At 70.4% G+C, this 17,713-nt stretch carries 20 protein-coding genes; 10 read left to right on the top strand and 10 right to left on the bottom strand.

Going from position 1 to position 17,713, the window contains the following annotated elements; translation table 11 throughout:
- Window positions 1–77: 77 nt before the first annotated feature.
- The 3 genes from AB0C82_RS33855 to AB0C82_RS33845 all read left to right on the top strand — a co-directional run bounded on the left by AB0C82_RS33855 (window position 78) and on the right by AB0C82_RS33845 (window position 2,430).
- A complete protein-coding gene (locus AB0C82_RS33855) occupies window positions 78–1,187 on the top strand; it encodes an NADH:flavin oxidoreductase/NADH oxidase (RefSeq protein WP_362849887.1) in 1,110 nt (369 codons plus the stop codon).
- Window positions 1,188–1,219: 32 nt separating this feature from the next.
- Window positions 1,220–1,957, top strand: a complete 738-nt coding sequence (locus tag AB0C82_RS33850; RefSeq protein ID WP_362849884.1) for a class I SAM-dependent methyltransferase — start codon at window positions 1,220–1,222, stop codon at window positions 1,955–1,957.
- Between the two features lie 101 nt (window positions 1,958–2,058).
- The gene (locus tag AB0C82_RS33845) at window positions 2,059–2,430 is read left to right on the top strand and encodes a helix-turn-helix transcriptional regulator (RefSeq protein ID WP_362849881.1); all 372 of its coding nucleotides are present in this window, start codon (window positions 2,059–2,061) and stop codon (window positions 2,428–2,430) included.
- Between the two features lie 105 nt (window positions 2,431–2,535).
- On the opposite strand, the gene AB0C82_RS33840 is transcribed toward AB0C82_RS33845, so the two are convergent.
- Together AB0C82_RS33840 and AB0C82_RS33835 are read right to left on the bottom strand one after the other, a co-directional pair.
- On the bottom strand, window positions 2,536–3,909 hold the full coding sequence (locus AB0C82_RS33840) for an FAD-dependent oxidoreductase (protein ID WP_362849935.1): 1,374 nt from the start codon (window positions 3,907–3,909) through the stop codon (window positions 2,536–2,538).
- 72 nt (window positions 3,910–3,981) lie between these two features.
- On the bottom strand, window positions 3,982–4,668 hold the full coding sequence (locus AB0C82_RS33835) for a DUF305 domain-containing protein (protein ID WP_362849878.1): 687 nt from the start codon (window positions 4,666–4,668) through the stop codon (window positions 3,982–3,984).
- Between the two features lie 159 nt (window positions 4,669–4,827).
- Here AB0C82_RS33835 and AB0C82_RS33830 point away from each other — a divergent pair, with 159 nt between their 5' ends.
- Entirely contained in the window at window positions 4,828–6,318 is a 1,491-nt protein-coding gene (locus AB0C82_RS33830) for a hypothetical protein (protein ID WP_362849875.1), read from the top strand.
- Window positions 6,319–6,431: 113 nt separating this feature from the next.
- On the opposite strand, the gene AB0C82_RS33825 is transcribed toward AB0C82_RS33830, so the two are convergent.
- From AB0C82_RS33825 to AB0C82_RS33800, 6 genes are all read right to left on the bottom strand, one after another.
- On the bottom strand, window positions 6,432–6,929 hold the full coding sequence (locus AB0C82_RS33825; protein WP_362849872.1) for a GNAT family N-acetyltransferase: 498 nt from the start codon (window positions 6,927–6,929) through the stop codon (window positions 6,432–6,434).
- An 81-nt stretch (window positions 6,930–7,010) separates the two neighbouring features.
- Entirely contained in the window at window positions 7,011–7,190 is a 180-nt protein-coding gene (locus tag AB0C82_RS33820) for a hypothetical protein (protein ID WP_362849869.1), read from the bottom strand.
- 106 nt (window positions 7,191–7,296) lie between these two features.
- Complete coding sequence (locus tag AB0C82_RS33815; RefSeq protein ID WP_362849866.1) at window positions 7,297–7,995, bottom strand: HAD family hydrolase; 699 nt, start codon at window positions 7,993–7,995, stop codon at window positions 7,297–7,299.
- Window positions 7,992–8,675: a phosphatase PAP2 family protein gene (locus AB0C82_RS33810; RefSeq protein WP_362849933.1), complete on the bottom strand. Its 684-nt coding sequence runs from the start codon at window positions 8,673–8,675 to the stop codon at window positions 7,992–7,994. The genes AB0C82_RS33815 and AB0C82_RS33810 overlap by 4 nt, the downstream gene beginning before the upstream one ends.
- A 42-nt stretch (window positions 8,676–8,717) precedes the next feature.
- Window positions 8,718–9,653 (bottom strand): M56 family metallopeptidase, encoded by a 936-nt coding sequence (locus AB0C82_RS33805; RefSeq protein ID WP_362849863.1) that lies wholly within the window; start codon window positions 9,651–9,653, stop codon window positions 8,718–8,720.
- A gap of 85 nt (window positions 9,654–9,738) precedes the next feature.
- Window positions 9,739–10,326, bottom strand: a complete 588-nt coding sequence (locus tag AB0C82_RS33800; RefSeq protein WP_362849860.1) for a DUF5134 domain-containing protein — start codon at window positions 10,324–10,326, stop codon at window positions 9,739–9,741.
- A gap of 193 nt (window positions 10,327–10,519) precedes the next feature.
- Between AB0C82_RS33800 and AB0C82_RS33795 the strand changes: the two genes are divergently transcribed.
- On the top strand, window positions 10,520–11,077 hold the full coding sequence (locus AB0C82_RS33795) for a GNAT family N-acetyltransferase (protein WP_362849857.1): 558 nt from the start codon (window positions 10,520–10,522) through the stop codon (window positions 11,075–11,077).
- Window positions 11,078–11,083: 6 nt separating this feature from the next.
- Here the strand turns inward: AB0C82_RS33795 and AB0C82_RS33790 are convergent, their stop codons facing one another.
- Window positions 11,084–11,767, bottom strand: coding sequence for a glycerophosphodiester phosphodiesterase family protein (locus AB0C82_RS33790; RefSeq protein WP_362849854.1), 684 nt, complete (start codon window positions 11,765–11,767; stop codon window positions 11,084–11,086).
- 305 nt (window positions 11,768–12,072) lie between these two features.
- Here AB0C82_RS33790 and AB0C82_RS33785 point away from each other — a divergent pair, with 305 nt between their 5' ends.
- The 3 genes from AB0C82_RS33785 to AB0C82_RS33775 are packed head-to-tail and all read left to right on the top strand — an operon-like array spanning window position 12,073 to window position 15,322.
- Entirely contained in the window at window positions 12,073–13,470 is a 1,398-nt protein-coding gene (locus tag AB0C82_RS33785; protein ID WP_362849851.1) for a DUF6421 family protein, read from the top strand.
- A 26-nt stretch (window positions 13,471–13,496) separates the two neighbouring features.
- The gene (locus AB0C82_RS33780) at window positions 13,497–14,264 is read left to right on the top strand and encodes an SDR family NAD(P)-dependent oxidoreductase (RefSeq protein WP_362849931.1); all 768 of its coding nucleotides are present in this window, start codon (window positions 13,497–13,499) and stop codon (window positions 14,262–14,264) included.
- Window positions 14,261–15,322 (top strand): low specificity L-threonine aldolase, encoded by a 1,062-nt coding sequence (locus AB0C82_RS33775; RefSeq protein WP_362849929.1) that lies wholly within the window; start codon window positions 14,261–14,263, stop codon window positions 15,320–15,322. The genes AB0C82_RS33780 and AB0C82_RS33775 overlap by 4 nt, the downstream gene beginning before the upstream one ends.
- Window positions 15,323–15,552: 230 nt before the next feature.
- Here AB0C82_RS33775 and AB0C82_RS33770 read toward each other — a convergent pair whose 3' ends face one another.
- The gene (locus tag AB0C82_RS33770) at window positions 15,553–16,275 is read right to left on the bottom strand and encodes a lysophospholipid acyltransferase family protein (RefSeq protein ID WP_362849848.1); all 723 of its coding nucleotides are present in this window, start codon (window positions 16,273–16,275) and stop codon (window positions 15,553–15,555) included.
- Window positions 16,276–16,492: 217 nt separating this feature from the next.
- Here AB0C82_RS33770 and AB0C82_RS33765 point away from each other — a divergent pair, with 217 nt between their 5' ends.
- Both AB0C82_RS33765 and AB0C82_RS33760 read left to right on the top strand, forming a co-directional pair.
- A complete protein-coding gene (locus AB0C82_RS33765) occupies window positions 16,493–16,819 on the top strand; it encodes a thioredoxin family protein (RefSeq protein ID WP_362849845.1) in 327 nt (108 codons plus the stop codon).
- A 196-nt stretch (window positions 16,820–17,015) separates the two neighbouring features.
- Window positions 17,016–17,522, top strand: a complete 507-nt coding sequence (locus AB0C82_RS33760; RefSeq protein ID WP_362849843.1) for a flavin reductase family protein — start codon at window positions 17,016–17,018, stop codon at window positions 17,520–17,522.
- The last annotated feature ends 191 nt before the right edge of the window (window positions 17,523–17,713 follow it).

Genomic DNA, 17,713 nt, shown 5'->3' with positions numbered 1-17,713 from the left:
TAGTACGGTGTTTCTCGTACAAGGATGGACCCGCCGTGCCCGGCGTGCCCGTCGCACCTGGTGAAACGGAGTCTGTCGTGAGCGCCCTTTTCGAGCCCTACGTCCTGCGGTCGCTGACCATCCCCAACCGCATCTGGATGGCGCCGATGTGCCAGTACAGCGCGGATGCCTCCGGGCCGCACGCGGGCGTCGCGAACGACTGGCACCACTCCCATTACGCGGCCCGCGCGGCCGGCGGCACCGGCCTCATCCTGGTCGAGGCCACCGCGGTCAGCCCGGAGGGCCGCATCAGCCCCGCGGACCTGGGCCTGTGGAACGACACCCAGACCGAGGCGTTCCGCCGCCTCACCGCCTTCCTGACCGGTCAGGGAACCGTCCCCGGCATCCAGCTCGCCCATGCCGGACGCAAGGCGTCCACCGAGCGCCCGTGGCGCGGCGGCGGCCCGATCGAGGCGGGCGCGCCGGACGGCGAGGGCTGGCTGCCGGTCGCGCCCAGCCCCACCCCGTACGACACCGACCGGCCGGCTCCCCGCGAGCTGACCGTGGACGAGATCGGCGAGATCGTCGAGCAGTTCGCGGACGCCGCCCGGCGGGCGCTGGCGGCGGGCTTCCAGGTCGCGGAGATCCACGGTGCGCACGGTTATCTGATCGGCGAGTTCCTGTCCCCGCACAGCAACCACCGCACCGACGCCTACGGCGGCTCCTTCGAGAACCGCAGCCGCTTCGCCCTGGAGGTCGTCGACGCGGTGCGCGCCGTGTGGCCCGAGGAGCTTCCGCTGTTCTTCCGCATCTCGGCAACCGACTGGCTGTCGGAGAACGCCGACGACGAGCGGGAGGGCTGGACGGCCGACGAAACGGTCCGCCTCGCGCACGAACTGCGGGCCCACGGTGTCGACCTGCTCGACGTCTCGACCGGCGGCCTCGCCCCCCGGGCGCGTATCCCCGTGGGACCCGACTACCAGGTGCCGTTCGCCGAGCGCGTCCGCGCCGAGGCGGGACTGCCGGTGGCCGCGGTCGGCCTGATCACCGACCCGGTCCAGGCCGAGAAGATCGTGGCCGACGGGCGGGCGGACGCCGTGCTGCTCGGCAGGGAACTGCTGCGCGACCCCTACTTCGCCCGCAACGCCGCGCGCGACCTGGGCAGTGGCACGGTGGCGGTTCCCGAGCAGTACGGCTGGGCGGTCTGACCCAAGGGCCCTCTGTGGGTACGCTGACCGCGATGTTCACCTCAGAGGGCCCCACGCTCCGCGAACTGGCCGTCCAGGCGCTGTCGTCCATCGAGCGCGGATACGACCTGCTCGCCCCGAAGTTCGACCTGACGCCCTACCGGACCCCGGACAGGGTGCTCGACGCGGTCACGCGGGCGCTCCGGCCGCTGGGACCGTTCGATGCGGGGCTCGACGTCTGCTGCGGTACCGGGGCAGGCGTGGGTGTCCTGCGGCAGGTGTGCCGCGAGCGGGTCACCGGGGTCGACTTCAGCGCGGGAATGCTGGACGTCGCCCGTTGCGCCCTGGCCGGCGAGGGCCGGGCCGGCGCGGGGCCCGCCGTGCACTGGGTGCGCGCCGACGCACTGGCCCTTCCCTTCGCGCCCGCCTTCGACGTGGCCCTCAGCCTCGGGGCGTTCGGCCACTTCCTGCCCAAGGAGCGGCCCGTGCTGTTCGCCCAGGTGTACGCCTCGCTGCGGCCGGGCGGCCGGTTCGTCTTTCCCGTGGGTGCGCCGCCCGTGGTGGGCTCGAAGGCGTACTGGTCGCTGCTGGGCTTCGACGTGGCCATGCGGGTGCGCAACGCGCTGTGGCGGCCGACCTTCGTCATGTACTACCGGACGTTCCCGCTCCCCGACGTGCTCGGCGACCTGGCGGCGGCCGGATTCGCCGTAACGCTGCAGCCACTGGCCGAACTGGGCGTCCGCCCGGACGGCAGCCCCCGCGCCCGCCTGGTGGTGGCGACCCGGGAGTGACCGGAGCCGCGCTCCCACGCGTCGCCGCGGCTTTGCCATCCGGTACCCGGAACTACGACGACTCTCGTACGATGGAGCCCCCAGGACGAAGTGGAGCCACCGTGACCCCCGTCAGCGCCCCCGCCACCGCAACGGTCCCCGGCTCCCGCGCGCTCGCCCACCCCGCCCGCGAGGAGATCCGGGTCGAAGGCGTCCTGCACGCCCTGGCCGATCCGGTCCGGCTGCGCATCGTCCGCCAACTGGCGCGCACCGCCGACCAGTTGGCCTGCTCCACCTTCGACCTCCCGGTGACCAAGTCCACCACGACGCACCACTTCCGGGTCCTGCGCGAGAGCGGCGTCATCCATCAGACGTACCGGGGCACCGCCAAGGTGAGCGGCTTGCGGAAGGACGACCTGGACGCGCTCTTCCCGGGGCTGCTCGACACCGTGCTCGCGGCGGCGGACCGGCAGGCGGCGCGACTCGCGGGCTGACTCCGCCCGACAGCCCGCTCCTGACGTCCGGAGTCCTGACGTCCTCAGCGCCCGTCGGCTCAGGGCTCGTCGTTCTCAGCTCCTGCGTCCTCAGCTCCTGCGTCCTCAGCGCCCGTCGTCCCCGGCCGCGCCCAGCAAGCCTTCCCAGTCGGGAATCTTCACCTGCCCGCGGCCGAGCGACCGCCCGAGTGCGGCCTCGGCGCGCTCGATCGCCAGCCAGCCGTCCCAGGCGACCGGCCGCAGTCCCCAGCTCCTCAGGGTGGCCAGTGGATCGGCCGCCACCGACCGCCGCAGCAGCAGGGGCGCGTCCTCGATCAGTGAGGCGACGGTCTCCTTGGCGCACGAGCGGTTGGATCCGATCACCCCGGTCGGCCCTCGTTTGATCCACCCCGCGACGTACTCGCCGGGCGAAGGCGTTCCGTCCCTGAGTACCCTCCCCGCCAGGTGGGGCACGGTTCCTCGGGCGGTGTCGAAGGGCAGCCCGGGCAGCGGAAGCCCCCGGTACCCGACGGCACGGAGCACGAGCTGCGCCTCGACGTCCTCGTACGTACCCGTGTCGCGTACGCCTCCCGCACCGTCCGGTGCCGTGTGCGCGAACCGCACCCCGGCGACCCGCCCCGCGCGTTCCAGCAGCTCGACCGGTCGCAGGAAGAACCGGAGGTGGATGCGGCGCAGCCGGTCCGCCGCCGCCGGTGCCGTCGCCCAGCCGCGCAGCACCTCCAGGTTGCGCCGCACCACGGCCGGCAGCGGAGGCGTGTCCTGCCCTCCGGCCGGGGCCGCGTACCAGGGGTCCCGGGCCAGCTCCGCGGCGTCCACGACCATCCGCGCCTGTGGCAGCGCGCCGAGTTCACGCAGCTCCTTGGTGGTGAACCGGGCCTGTGAGGGGCCGCGTCTGCCCGCGATGTGCACGTCGCGCACCAAACTGCCCGCGAGTGCGCTCAGCGCGGCGGGCGGCACGTCCGTCGACCTGAGCTCATCGGCGCCGCGCGCGAGGATCCGGGCCACGTCGACGGCCACGTTGCCCACCCCGATCACCACGGCGGAGCCGGCCCGGAGCGTGAAGGCGTCCGTGGCGGCATCCGGGTGCGCGCTGTACCAGGAGACGAACTGGGTGGCCGAGTAGCTGCCCGGCAGGTCCTCGCCCGGCACCGAGAGGCCCCGGTCGGCCGCCGCCCCCACGCAGTACACGACCGCGTGGTAGAGCTGCCGGAGCCGGTCGGGTGAGAGTCCGTTGTCACCGCCCACCTCGACATGCCCGACGAATGTGATCCGCTCGTCCTCGAGGACGGCCCGGAGGCTGCTCTGGAGGGACTTGATCTTCTCGTGGTCGGGCGCGACGCCGTACCGCACCAGCCCGTACGGGGTCGGCAGCCGGTCCAGGACGTGCACCCGCACGTCCGGCACCAGGGACTGCTGGGTCAGGGCCTGGGCGGCGTAGACGCCGCTGGGACCGGAACCGACGACGGCGATACGGAGCACGGCGCACCTCTTCCCGCGGGCTGTTTCCAGCATCGCACCGGAGTGCGCATCGGGGGAGGGGGCGCGGCCGTGTCACTCCATGAGTGCGCGCATCCGGTCGATCTCCACCGTCTGCTGGGCGGCGACATCGGTCGCCATCTCCTCGATCGGCACGTCGTTGCCCTCGGACAGCGCCTCGGTCGCCATGGTGACCGCTCCCTGGTGGTGGGTGATCATCAGCTTCAGGAAGAGTTCGTCGAAGGCCGCGCCGCGTGCGGCGCGCAACTGCTTCAGCTGTGCCTCCGTCGCCATGCCGGGCATCGTGGAGTGGTCGTGGGTCTGCTTGCGCTTGTCGCCGCCGTTGTTTTTCAGCCAACCTTCCATCGCGGCGATTTCAGGCTTCTGGCCTGATGCGATGCGATCTGCGAACCGCTTGACGGAGGAGGAGTCCGCACGGTCGGCGGCGAGATCGGTCATCACCAGAGCCTGCGCGTGGTGCTCGATCATCATCTGGGCATAGCGGAAGTCCGCGGAGTTGGGGGCGGGAACCCCGATCTCCTTGCGGGCTTCCTCGGCGGACAGTCGCCTGGCGGTTTCACCCGGTTTACCGGGCGCCACCACCGAAGGGCCCTTGCCCGCCTTGGAGTTGGCGTCCTTGCTTCCGCTGTCGGAGTCGCAGGCTCCGAGGGTGAACACGGCAGCGGCGACCGCTGCCACGAGAGCGGCTCCGCGCATACGTCGGGTCTGACGGCGGATCAACACGGTGACCTCCTGAGCCACATGGGTTTGCTGCACACCGTCCTAACACGCTTCCGCAGAGCAATGATCAAAAACTTTTATTACGTCTCTGTTGCCATCTGTTGATGTGCACATGGAAGGGACGATACTGCCGGGGTCCGTGAACCCGTTCAACTATGAACGGATACTAGGGAGGACACAGTGACCTCGTTGCACACCACCCGCGTGCGGCGCAGACGTCTGGGTGTGGCGGCAGCCGCGGCCGGGCTCTTCGCCACTCTGCTGACCGCCGGTACCGCCGTCGCGACGCCCGATCCCGGTGACGCCCCCACCACCCACAAGGGCATCTCCGCCGGCCAGGAGGCCGAAGCCACCGCCGCGATACAGAGCGGCGAGATACCCGGCGTGGACGAGATCGTCCACAGCCCGAACATCAAGCACCTCACCAACGTTCCGAAGGACGCGCTCCAGGGCACCAACTCGGACCTGGCGTTCCAGGGGAAGTACGCCTTCTCCGGCAACTACGACGGCTTCGTGATCTACGACATCAGCAAGCCGTCGGCCCCGAAGACCGTCTCGCAGGTGCTCTGCCCCGGAGGGCAGAACGACATCACGGTCTCCGGTGACCTGCTCTTCCTGTCCACCGACTCCTCGCGCAGCGACAACTCGTGCTCGAGTGTCTCCCAGCCCGCCACGGAGAAGTCCTCCTGGGAGGGCATGAAGATCTTCGACATCAGCGACAAGAGCAACCCGAAGTACGTCGCCGCTGTCGAGACCGCGTGCGGTTCGCACACCCACACGCTGGTCCCCAAGCGTTCCAGCGTGTACGTGTACGTCTCCTCGTACTCGCCGAACGAGGCGTTCCCCGACTGCCAGCCGCCGCATGACGGAATCTCCGTCATCAAGGTGCCGCGCAACGCCCCCGAAGAAGCCCGGATCGTGAACTTCCCGGTGCTCTTCGCGGACGGTGGGAACCCGGGCGCGCCGACCAACCCGGGGGTCTCCAAGACCACCGGCTGCCACGACATCACCGTGCTGCCCTCGAAGGACCTGGCCGCCGGAGCCTGCATGGGTGACGGTCTGCTGTTCTCCATCGAGGACCCGGAGCACCCGAAGATCATCGACCGCGTCCAGGACAACGTGAACTTCGCGTTCTGGCACTCGGCGACCTTCAACCAGGGCGCCAACAAGGTCGTCTTCACCGACGAGCTCGGCGGCGGCGGCGCGGCGACCTGCAACGAGGCCATCGGTCCGAAGCGTGGCGCCGACGGCATCTACGACATCGTCGGCCGCGGCGACCACCGGAAGCTCGTCTTCCGCAGCTACTTCAAGATCGACCGCCACCAGGCCGACGCCGAGGTCTGCGTCGCCCACAACGGTTCGATCATCCCCGTCAAGGGCCGCGACCTGATGGTCCAGGCGTGGTACCAGGGCGGCATCTCTGTGTGGGACTTCACCAACTCCGCGGCGCCCAAGGAGATCGCCTTCTTCGAGCGTGGTCCGGTCACCCTGGACAGGGTCACCACGGCCGGCCCGTGGTCCGCGTACTACTACAACGGCCACATCTACAGCAACGACATCGCCAAGGGCTTCGATGTGCTGAGGCTCGACGACCGACGGACCGACCCGGCGAAGAAGGTGCGGATGTCGGAGCTCAACCCGCAGACGCAGCCGGACTACTTCGACCGCTAGGCCGTCCGCTCCGGCGTACGGAGTCTTAGCGACTGTCGGACACCACGGGGACGCACCGTCTCCCGGCGCCGGCCGGATCCTCAGGGGTCCGGCCGGCGTGGTGTGTCACGGGTTCAGGCACGCTCCATGCAGACCAGGCCGTCCCGGGCGTCCCAGGAGTCGACGACGCGGAATCCGAGCCGCTCGTAGAGCGCGATGGCTCCGGTACGCCAGCTCCACACCGAGAGCGCCACCGGACGGGCGCCGATCTGCGCCGCGTGATCCAGCGCGCAGCCGACCAGCGCGGACGCGACACCCGCGCCCCGCATCGCGGGGTCCACCCACAGGCGTTTGATCTCGGTCCGTCCCCTGACCGGGGCGGTCACCACCAGGCAGCCCACCGGAGCGCCCTCGCTCCTGGCGATCACCACGGCGTCGTCGGCGAAGGCGCTGTGCGGTGAAAGGATCTCCGTGCGGTACCGCGCGGGCAGCGCGTCCGCGTCTTCCACGGCCCGGCCCTTCTCGGCCTCGGTGCACAGGTGGTACGCGGTCAGAAGCGCGGCGAGCCCGTCGGCGGGGGAGAGGTCCCGGCCTGCCAGGCGGTGTATGAGCACAGTGGGCCGGTCGATCATCCCAGCAGCATCGCACAGGCCGCCGCGTACAGCGGAGCGTTTCCCTCCGTCAGGCGGTGGAGGCATCGGACGGCGTTCGCCTCAGGCGGCGGACCGGACGCTCGTCCCCGTCGCCGCGGCCCACTCCACCAGCAGGCGCTGGTACTCGGCCTCGTCGTCCGGGGTCAGGTATCCGCCCGAGCGCTGCCACAGATCGCGAATCGCTTCGTTGACGACGGTGGTGGAGCGCGCGGAGCCTGACGAGGACGGAGAGGTGGACATACGTACAAGGCTACGACCCCGATCCGACAATCCGACACACTGTGCGACGGGGATATCCCTCACATCCACACATCGGCCAGGTTTATGGCTGATTCCGACCGGCGTGTCACGGTGTCCGGGTCAGCCCGAGCGCCTGGAGGCCGTCGGGCCGGTCCTCCACCGGCAGGTGCTCGACGAACCGCACCGCGCATCCGAGCGCCGCCGCACCTCCGTCGGCACGCCGGTCGTCACCCACCATCACCACCTGCCCAGGCTCCCGGTCCAGCAGGGTGCAGGCGGTACGGAAGAGGCGCGGATCCGGTTTCTGGATGCCGTGTTCGAAGGACAGCACGTACGCGTCGACCAGGTCGTCCAGCCCGTGCGCCCGGAAGACCGGCCGCAGATCCCAGCCGATGTTGCTGACCACGCCGATCGCGGTCCCCTCGCGCCGCAGCCCGCGCAGCACCCGCTCCGCATCCGGATAGGGGCGCCACGCGGCAGGTGACATGTGGCGTGTGTACAGGGCGTCGTGCAGCCCGGGATCCGGCAGCGCGACCTCGCGGGAGAGCCCCGTATAGGCTTCCCGGTGCATGTCGGAGCTCCGGTCACGGACCGCCCAGGCCGCCGCGAGGTGGTGCGGAACACGCGTGGGGAGCGGGCCGCCGGGCAGCGCTCCGGCGGAGGTCAGCTCGCGTACGTACCGCTCGAACGCGGGCTGCTCGACAGTCATGCCGCGTTCGTCGAGGACCGTACGCAGCCAGGAGTGCACCGACTCGATGCGAAAGAGCGTTCCGGAGAAGTCGAAGAGAGCGCCTGTGAACGTCATGGCGCGATCCTCCCCCTCCGGAAGGCGGTGTATCCGAGGATCGAGAACGCGGCCGCCGCCACGCCCAGGAGTGTGCCGCCCACCACATCGGTCATCCAGTGGACGCCGAGATAGATCCGGGTGAAGGCGACTCCGATGACCGAGACGGCCGCAGCCGCCAGTGCCGTCCGCCACCACAGGGGAGTCACACCCCTCAGGCGCAGCAGCCACAGCAGGAGGGCGCAGGTCACCACCGCCGTCATCACATGGCCCGAGGGAAAGGCCGCGTAGTGCGCGGAGTCCACCGGATCCGGCCACCGGGGCCTGTCCCGGCCGACGGCGGCTTTGATCCCCTGCTGTACGAGCGTGGAGAGCGCGCTCGTGGCGGCCACCCAGACCGCGAGCCACCGGGCGCCGCGCCACCACAGGGCGATCACCGTGACGGCGATCACCGCACGCATCGTCCAGGGGTCCCAGATCCAGTCCGTCAGCACCCGGTTGACGTGCACCAGCGTCGGTTCGGTCACGGCGCTGCGGTGCAGGCTGTCGGCGACCGTGCGGTCCACCGACATGAGCGGGGACCAGCCCACCGCCACCAGGATCACCAGCACGACCGAGAGAGCCGCGCATACGGTGCCCGTCAGTGCGAGGCGTGGTCCGGCCCGGCGGAAGGCGTCGGAGGAAAGGTGGGGGGGCTCCATGAGGCGCATGGGTCGATCCTCGCCGACGACCCGCACAACCGGCTAACCCAAGGCGCTGAGCCCCGGAACGAACGCCACCAGCAACGGAACAGCGGGCAGCAGGGCGGCCGCAGCTGTCAGCCGCAGCTTACGGCCCGCCGTGAGCCGTTCGGTGGGGGCCAGCAACCGGTTGACCCGCAGGGGGACTTGGGCATCCGTGGGCGGGCACGGGCCGAACACACCCCGGTCCTCGTTGAGTCCCACCAGCGCGAGCGCGGTCGTCAGCCGTCCGAAACGGCGCGACGCCACGTCGTCGGCTGCGAGTTCGACGAGCCGGTGCATCTCGCCCCGGAACGCGGCGAAGACGGGAACCTGGGGAAAGCCCGTGGCCAGCGCGCCCGAACAGTGCAGCAGCCAGTCGTGGCGTGCGCGCGCGTGGCCCTGTTCGTGCGCCAGGACCGCGTCCAGCTGACGGCCCTTCAACCGGCCGAGCGCGGCGGTGGTGATGACCAGCCGGGGAGCGGCACCGGGCAGCCACCACGCGTCGGGGCGCTCGCCCTCCAGCACCACGAGCCGCCCGCCACCGGGCTCCTCGCCGGGCATCAGCGGTGAACGGACCAGCAGTTCGGTGCGCCGCCGGGCCCGCCGCGACTGCGCCCGGAGGATCTCCCGCACCAGCATGGCCAGCGTCCACGCGCCGCCGAGGGCGAGCAGTACGGCGATCACCGCGGACCAGGGGCCGTACGCGGCCAGGGCGTACGCCTCGACCACCGCGTGCGGCGCGGGTGCGAACACATGCCCTCGGACCGCCTGCCAGGCGGCCGACGCACTGAACATCATGGAAAGACCGAACGACAGCAGGACCCCCGCCACGACGCACTGCCAGACCCACAGGGCCACCACCGGCTCGCGCTCCGGCCACTGTGCCCGTGCCATCAGGCTGGGGGTCACGAGGGCGGCCAGTGCACCGAGCAGCAGCAGCACGAGGGAGACCAACATGCGGTCAGCCTATGAGCGCCGGGTACTCGCGGGTATGGCTGCGCGCGTCAAGTGACGTACGCCACGGCCCGATGGGCATTCCGTCTCACAGGGTGAGCAGCATCGCGAACATGGCTATGCCCATCGTCAGCCGGCAGGCGGGCGTCAGTTCCGGCTGCGCACCCCGGAACACACCGGGCTTCGGGCCTCCGGCGGTCGCGGTCGCCGGGATCAGCCGGCCCGCCGAGGTGAGTACGTAGACCGCGTAGTAGACGAGGAGCACCCCGGTCAGCAGAGGGACGCCGCCCGCTGTCGCGGCGGCGCCGTGTCCCGCGTGGCCGCCCCCACCCGCGCCCGGCGCCATCGCCGCGGCCATGTAGACCATGGCGAGTGAGCCGACGAGGTGGTGCAGGTGGTGCAGGTGCTGCGGCCGGCCCGCACCGCGCCGCAGGAACCACAGGGCGCGCACCGCCGCTCCGCCGAACAGCAGCGCGTACAAGGCCCAGGCCCAGGGCGGTGGTGTGAACAGCACGGCGGGTACCGCCATCGCGGCCATCCCGAGGCCCATCACCGCCTCGGCGCGGGCCGCACTGCGTTCCTCCGCCGTTCCGTGGTGCGCGCGCGAGAGGCAGTAGGCGCCAGCCACCCCGCACAACACCATGAGCAGCCAGCCGGACAGCGCCGGTCCATGCACGGCGCACCTCCCCCTCAGGCGTACGACACCGGTGTCGTACGCATCGATGCCCGGCTTCCGCCCTCCCGTACCCGGCGCATTGGGGTGCGGGGGGAGCGCGGACAGGCCTGCGGGGGGTGGCCGGGGCCGGGTTAGTCTCGTGCGGCACGTCGGCGGCGCCGAAGCCGGCAGCAGAGAAACGGAGAGCATCACCATGGACACGGCCCCGGCACGGGACTCCGGACAGCTCACCTTCCGCGACGCGACGGAGGGCGACGTACCCGCACTCGTGCGGCTCATCGAGTCCGCCTACCGCGGCGACTCCAGCCGGGCCGGGTGGACCACCGAGGCCGACATCCTCCAGGGGCAGCGGACCGACGCGGACGGCGTGCGTGCGGTCGTCGCGGCGGAGTCGGGCCGTCTGCTCGTCGTCGAGCGAGACGGTGCGCCGGTCGCCTGCTGCCAGCTCGAACACCGGGGCGACGCCGCGTACTTCGGGATGTTCGCCGTGCGGCCGGAACTCCAGGGAGCCGGCCTCGGCAAGGTGATCATCGCCGAGGCCGAACGCACGGTCGTGGAGAGCTGGGGGGTAAGGGAGATGCACATGACGGTGATCTCCGTCCGCGCGGAACTGATCGCCTGGTACGAGCGCCGGGGCTACCGCCGTACGGGAAAGCTGACCCCCTTCCCGTACGGCGACGAGCGCTTCGGCATCCCGCAGCGCGACGATCTCGCGTTCGAGCTGCTGATCAAGGAGCTGCCCTCCGCCTGACGTCCGCTACGCGGTGAAGCGGCCCGCGCGGCGGATCTCGGGGAAGTCGGTCGTCGCGCCGTCGAGGCCGAGGGCGCGCACCAGGCGCAGATGATCCTGGGTGTTCACCACCCAGCCGATCACCTTCAGCCCCTCGCGGTGCGCCTGCTCGACGGTCTCCAGCGTGAGGCGGCGGATGTTCAGCGCGAGGGTCGCCGCTCCCGCCGCCCTGGCCCGGTCCACCACGTCGCCGCCCCAGCGGCTGGCGATGAGTACCGTCCGTACGCCCGGGACGAGCTGAGCGATCTCGGCGACCGCCTCGTCGTGGAAGGACGACACCTCGACCCGTCCGGCGAGGTCACGCCGCAGCATCACGTCCGCGAGCGCCCGCGCCGCGGCGACGTCCTTGATCTCGGCCTGGAGCGGTGCCGCGACCGCGTCGAGGACCTCCTCGAAGACCGGCACCCGCTCGCCCTGTCCGGCGTCGAGCTCACGCAGCTCCGCCAGCGTCTTCTCGGCGATCAGCCCCTTGCCGTCGGTGGTGCGGTCGACGGCGGCGTCGTGCATGACGGCGAGCGCCCCGTCCTTGCTCAGATGGAGGTCGAGCTCGATGGCGTCCATGCCGGCCTGTTCCGCGTGGACGAAGGACCGCAGGGTGTTCTCCGGTTCGACACCCATGACCCCGCGATGACCGAGGGTGAGAAAAGTCAAGGCTCTCTCGCTTCCGTCGACGTCTCCCCGCGTGCGGCTCCTACCCACGCGGTACTACGGCAGTGCGGAGCCTAGTGGCAGGCGCCTGCGGGCGGACCGGCCGTGCACGCCTCGACGTGAACCGTGTCGTGCTCTGTCCCGGGCTCCGGAAAAGCTGACGGAACCTGTGCGTCCGAGCTGCGTCACAGGAAAAACAGCGGTCACTGAGGGGGGTCGGCAGGAGGATTTCTTGAGCTGGACTTGTAGGAAGTGACCGCACACAGATACGGTGGCGTTACGCGAGGTTCTCCCGTGGAGGAAGTGTTATGACGGAAATTCTTGTGCACGACGTCACCGACGGCGCCATAGCGACTGCCTCACGGGTGGTCGAGCACCCCGCATGGCCCGCGCTCAAGCACGCCGTGGAGGAGATCCGTCCCTGGCAGTCGAAGGACGGTTCCATCGACTTCGGCGCCGAGCACGCGCCGTCGCCCGCGACGGCCGCCGCGGCGCTGGACCGTGTGGTCACCGCGATCGACGAGCTCTCCCCGCTGCTTCCGCACGACGCGGCGTACCACCGCGCCCTCGGCGCGGACCTGCGCCGCTGGGCCGCGGACGGCTTCGGCGTCCCGGACTTCCTGGACTCGCTGCTCGCCTTCCAGCCGGCCAGGAACCGCGCCGACGGCCTCCAGCACCTCGTCGTCTTCGCGATGTACACGCAGAACGGCAACCCGGACCGCAACCTCGAAGCGGTCGTGCTGCGGATGGTCTGGCCCGACTGGCTGGCCGAGCTCGAAGCCACGCGCTACGACAACCCGCTCTTCTGCGGCATCACCTTCGAGGACTTCACCTCGGGTTACGACACGAACTCGGCGGTCCTCTTCCCCGAGACCATCGCCGTGCGCGAGGCCCCCGAGCGCTTCAGCTGGGGCGGCATCTTCTGCGACCGCGAGGCCGCCCGCTTCCGCCGGGTGACCGAGGCCTCCGTCGACCTCCTGGGCGTCGAACTGCCCGAGGACGTCCGCGAGATGATCGGCGACCAGACGCGCTGCGAGCAGGCGTTCGTGCTCTGGGACATGGTCCACGACCGTACCCACAGCCACGGCGACCTGCCGTTCGACCCCTTCATGATCAAGCAGCGCCAGCCGTTCTGGATGTACGGCCTGGAAGAGCTGCGCTGCGACCTCACCGCCTTCAAGGAGGCGGTGAAGCTCGAGGCCGAGGGCAACGCCCACGGCCGTGACGTGCAGTTCGCGGTGCTCTTCGACCGGATGTTCCGCTTCCCCGTCACCGGCGAGCGCGTCCGCAACTACGACGGCCTCGGCGGTCAGCTCCTCTTCGCGTACCTCCACAAGCACGACGTGCTGCGCTGGACGGACAACACGCTGAAGATCGACTGGGAGCGGGCACCCCAGGTCACCAACCAGCTCTGCGCCGAGATCGAGACCCTCTACCGGGACGGCATCGACCGCCCCAAGCTGGTCCACTGGTTCGCCGCGTACGACCTGGTCGCCACCTACCTCGCCCCGCACCCCGGCTCCCGCTGGGCCAAGGGACCGGACGCGCTGGACCTGACCCAGCCGCCGCGCAAGCTCGTCGACGACGTGCTTCCGGACGAGTTTCCCCTGAGCATGTTCTATGAAGCACTCTCCAAGAAGCTGAAGAACGTGATCGCCTCCACCAAGGGGATCACCGCAGCCGATGCCGAGAAGGCAGCCGCGTGAGCGCTCGTCCCGAGGAGGCGGAGTCCATGACCGGAACGACGGGTAACGGCAGCGGGGGTGCGCTCGACGGCGCGGTCATCGCCGTGGCGGGAGCCGCGGGACCGGCAGGCCGGGCCACCCTGATGAGGCTCGCCGAGGCCGGTGCGACCGTGGTCGCCTCCGACGCCAACCCCGAACGCCTCGCCGAGGCCGTCGACGCCGCCCGCTACGCCCACGGCGGCGCGACCGTCACCGGCGACACCGTCGATCTGCTCGACCTGGCGGCAGCCCGGGACTGGGCGGACAAGACGGAGAAGGAATTCGGCCGCATCGACGGTCTGGTGCACCTCGTCGGCGGCTGGCGCGGCAGTCGTACCTTCGCCGAGACGGACCTCGCCGACTGGGATCTGCTGGAGAAGCTGCTGATCCGTACGGTTCAGTCCACCTCGCTGGCCTTCCAGCAGGGCCTCCAGCGCAGCGACCGCGGACGCTATCTGCTCATCAGCGCCGCGGGAGCGAGCGCGCCCACCGCGGGCAACGCCGCCTACTCCGCCTCCAAGGCGGCGGCAGAGGCGTGGACCCTCGCGCTCGCCGACGCCTTCCGCAAGGCGGGGGGTGACGAGGGCCCGAAGACCGCGGCTGCGATCCTGGTCGTCAAGGCACTGGTGCACGACGCGATGCGCGCCGAGCGCCCGAACGCGAAGTTCGCGGGCTTCACCGACGTCAAGGAGCTGGCCGAGGCCATCGCCGGCGTCTGGGACAAGCCCGCCGGAGAAGTGAACGGAAAACGCCTGTGGCTGACCCCGCAACCGTGAAGACCGACGCGCGCCGTCACCACGATCCGCAGGTACGCGGCTTCGCCAGTGACAACTACGCGGGCGCGCATCCCGAAGTCCTCGCGGCCATCGCCCTCGCCAACGGCGGCCACCAGGTCGCCTACGGCGAGGACGACTACACCGAGCACCTCCAGCGTGTCGTGCACAGTCACTTCGGATCGGGTTCGGAGGCCTTCCCCGTCTTCAACGGAACCGGCGCCAACGTCCTCGCCCTCCAGGCGCTGACCGACCGCTGGGGCGCCGTGATCTGCGCCGAGTCCGCGCACATCAACGTGGACGAGGGAGGCGCGCCGGAACGTATGGGCGGCCTGAAGCTGCTCACCGTGCCGACCCCCGACGGCAAGCTGACGCCCGAGCTCATCGACCGCCAGGCCTATGGCTGGGACGACGAGCACCGGGCGATGCCGCAGGTCGTGTCGATCACCCAGAACACCGAACTGGGCACCGTCTACACCCCCGACGAGATCAGCGCCATCTGCGACCACGCCCACGGGCACGGCATGAAGGTGCACCTCGACGGGGCCCGGATAGCCAACGCCGCCGCGTCGCTGGACGTACCGATGCGTACGTTCACCAACACGGTGGGCGTCGACGTCCTCTCCTTCGGCGGGACCAAGAACGGCGCGCTCTTCGGTGAGGCCGTCATCGTCCTGAACCCGGACTCGGTCCGGGCGATGAAGCACCTGCGCAAGATGTCGATGCAGCTCGCCTCCAAGATGCGCTTCGTGTCGGTCCAGCTGGAGGCGCTGCTCTCGCGTGACCTCTGGCTGCGCAACGCCCGCCACGCGAACGCCATGGCCCAGCGGCTCGCCGAAGGGGTCCGCGGCGTGGACGGTGTGGAGATCCTCCACCCCGTCCAGGCCAACGCCGTCTTCGCCCGCCTGCCCCACGCGGTGAGCGAGCGGCTGCAGAAGCGCTTCCGCTTCTACTTCTGGGACGAGTCGGCCGGGGACGTGCGCTGGATGTGCGCCTACGACACCGAGGAGCAGGACGTCGACGCCTTCGTGCAGGCGCTCAAGGAAGAGATGGCGAAGTAGCCTTCGCCCACATGTACGGCTGAAACGGCCGACCGGCAGCCATCGGCTGCCGGTCGGCCGTTTCCGTGGGGGCGGCCGCAGCGGGGCGGGGAGGTCATCGGACCTCCCGGAGCCCGGCGGAGCCGTCCGGCGCGACGACGAGGGTCCCTGAACGCCGTGTCGCCGCTCCTGGGGGCGCGGATCACCGACCACGCCCCCGGGTTCCGCCCCCGACCGGGGGCGGCAGCACGTCAGCCCTTCTCGCGCACCTCGGCGGGCGTCGGGGCCGTACCTCCGAGGTGGGCCGGGACCCACCACGTGTCACCGGCGTCCTTGGGACGCACGGGATAGGCGCGCTGCGCGGCTTCGAGAAGCTCCTGCACCCGGTCCCGCAGCCGCCGCGTGATCGCACCCGCGTACTGGTCGGCGGGGGCCTCCATCGGCTCGCCCACCCGGATGGTGACCGGGATGTGGCTGCGCCCGAAGTCGCGGGGCCGGCCCTTCGTCCAGATCCGCTGCGTACCCCACAGGGCCATCGGGATCAGCGGTACGCCGGCTTCCTGAGCCAGGCGCGCGGCTCCCGACTTGAAGCTCTTCAGCGTGAAGGACTGCGAGATCGTCGCTTCGGGGAAGACCCCGACGATCTCGCCGGACCGCAGCGACGCGAGCGCGTGCGCGTACGCGTCCTCACCCTGGTTGCGGTCGACGGGGATGTGCTTCATTCCCCGCATCAGCGGACCGGAGATCTTGTGCCGGAAGACCGATTCCTTCGCCATGAAGCGCACGAGCCGCTTCTGCGGCAGCGCACCCAGGCCCGTGAAGATGAAGTCCAGGTAGCTGATGTGGTTGCTGACCAGAACCGCACCGCCGGTCTTCGGGATGTGCTCCGAACCCTGAGTGTCGATCTTCAGGTCGAGCGCCTTGAACAGGGTGAGAGCGGCGCCGATGACCGGCCGATAGACGAGTTCTGCCATCTGGAGAAGACCCTTCTTCAGTGCCTGGGGAGGTTCTCCCGGCGGAAGTTACGCAGCCGTAGGTTTTCGGCATTGGGCCGATCGTGCCCCATGCGCGACGCCGTGGCCAGCCCCGGCGGGTGCGGGGCGCGAGATTCTCATCACGTACTACCTCCGGGAATGTCTCATGGCTGCCGGGTGCTGACCCTTTGCGATGAGCTCTGACAGGAGGCCGACGGTGGACGGGCAGACACATGGGGGCAGGCTCGACGCCTCCCAACTCGGCGTGGAATTGGGGGAGAGGGCCACACTCGTGCAGTTCTCCAGCGCGTTCTGCCAGCCCTGCCGCGCCACGCGCCGGACCCTCGTCGAAGTGGCCGGAATGGTGGAAGGTGTCACGCACGTCGAAATCGACGCCGAGGCACATCTCACTCTGGTGCGCCACCTGGAGATCACGAAGACACCGACGGTCCTGGTGCTGGACGCCGACGGAAGGATCGTCCGCCGCGCGGCGGGACAGCCGCGCACCGTCGATGTCGTGGCGGCGCTGGGAGAGGCGATGTGACGGACCGTGATGCATCTCCCACATCGCGGAACGCGCTTGACTGCACCCGTCACACATCGTCACTCTGACGTTATGCCGCCGGAAATCCTCCTGTACGGCCGGGTCCACGTCGACCTGGCCCACAACGCGAGTGCGCGCTGTCCGGGTGCCTGAGCACCTACGGCCCCGTATGCACTCACAGCAGAAGGACAGTTCCATGACGGCTTCGCCCGAGCTCCAAAGCCCCCGGACGGCCTCTCCCGACCTCCTCCGCTCCGTCTTCCGGCAGCACGCCGCAGGCGTGGCCGTGATCACCGCGGCCGGCGACGCCCCGGTCGGATTCACCGCGACCTCCCTCAACTCCGTCGCCGCCGAGCCGCCGCTGATCTCCTTCGGCGTGGGGACCTCGTCCTCCAGTTGGCCGGTCGTCGCCGAGGCCGAGCACATCGGCGTCCACATACTCGGGGAGCACCAGCAGGAACTGGCCGCCACCTTCGCCCGCAGCGGCGCCGACCGGTTCGGCCCGTCCACCGACTGGCGTAACGGGCCGGAAGGCGTCCCGCTGCTCGGCGGCGTCCTCGCCTGGCTGGTGTGCCGTGTCGTGGCACGCATCCCGGCCGGTGACCACCGCATCGTCATCGCCCAGGCCGTGGTCGGCGACCCGGCCGGCGGCGGTCGGCCGCTCGTCTATCACCAGGGCCGCTTCACCGCGCTGCGCGACTGATCCCCTCCGGCGGAGGGCCCTTGGGGCAGCAGGGCTGCGGGGCGTTGGCTAGATCACAGTCCAAGCGCTTGCTTATGCGTGCGACGCTGGATGTACTAATTAGTAATATTCCGGTCGGAGCGTCGGTCGCCACGACCGGAAACCGCCCTATCAGGCGCCTATGCTGCGAGCAACAAGGCAGCCCGGAATGA

The organism is Streptomyces sp. NPDC048560 (assembly GCF_040650955.1).
In the GTDB taxonomy this organism is placed as follows: domain Bacteria; phylum Actinomycetota; class Actinomycetes; order Streptomycetales; family Streptomycetaceae; genus Streptomyces.
Note: the sequence above shows the minus strand (reverse complement) of the source record. Positions and strands in the feature narration are given on the sequence as shown.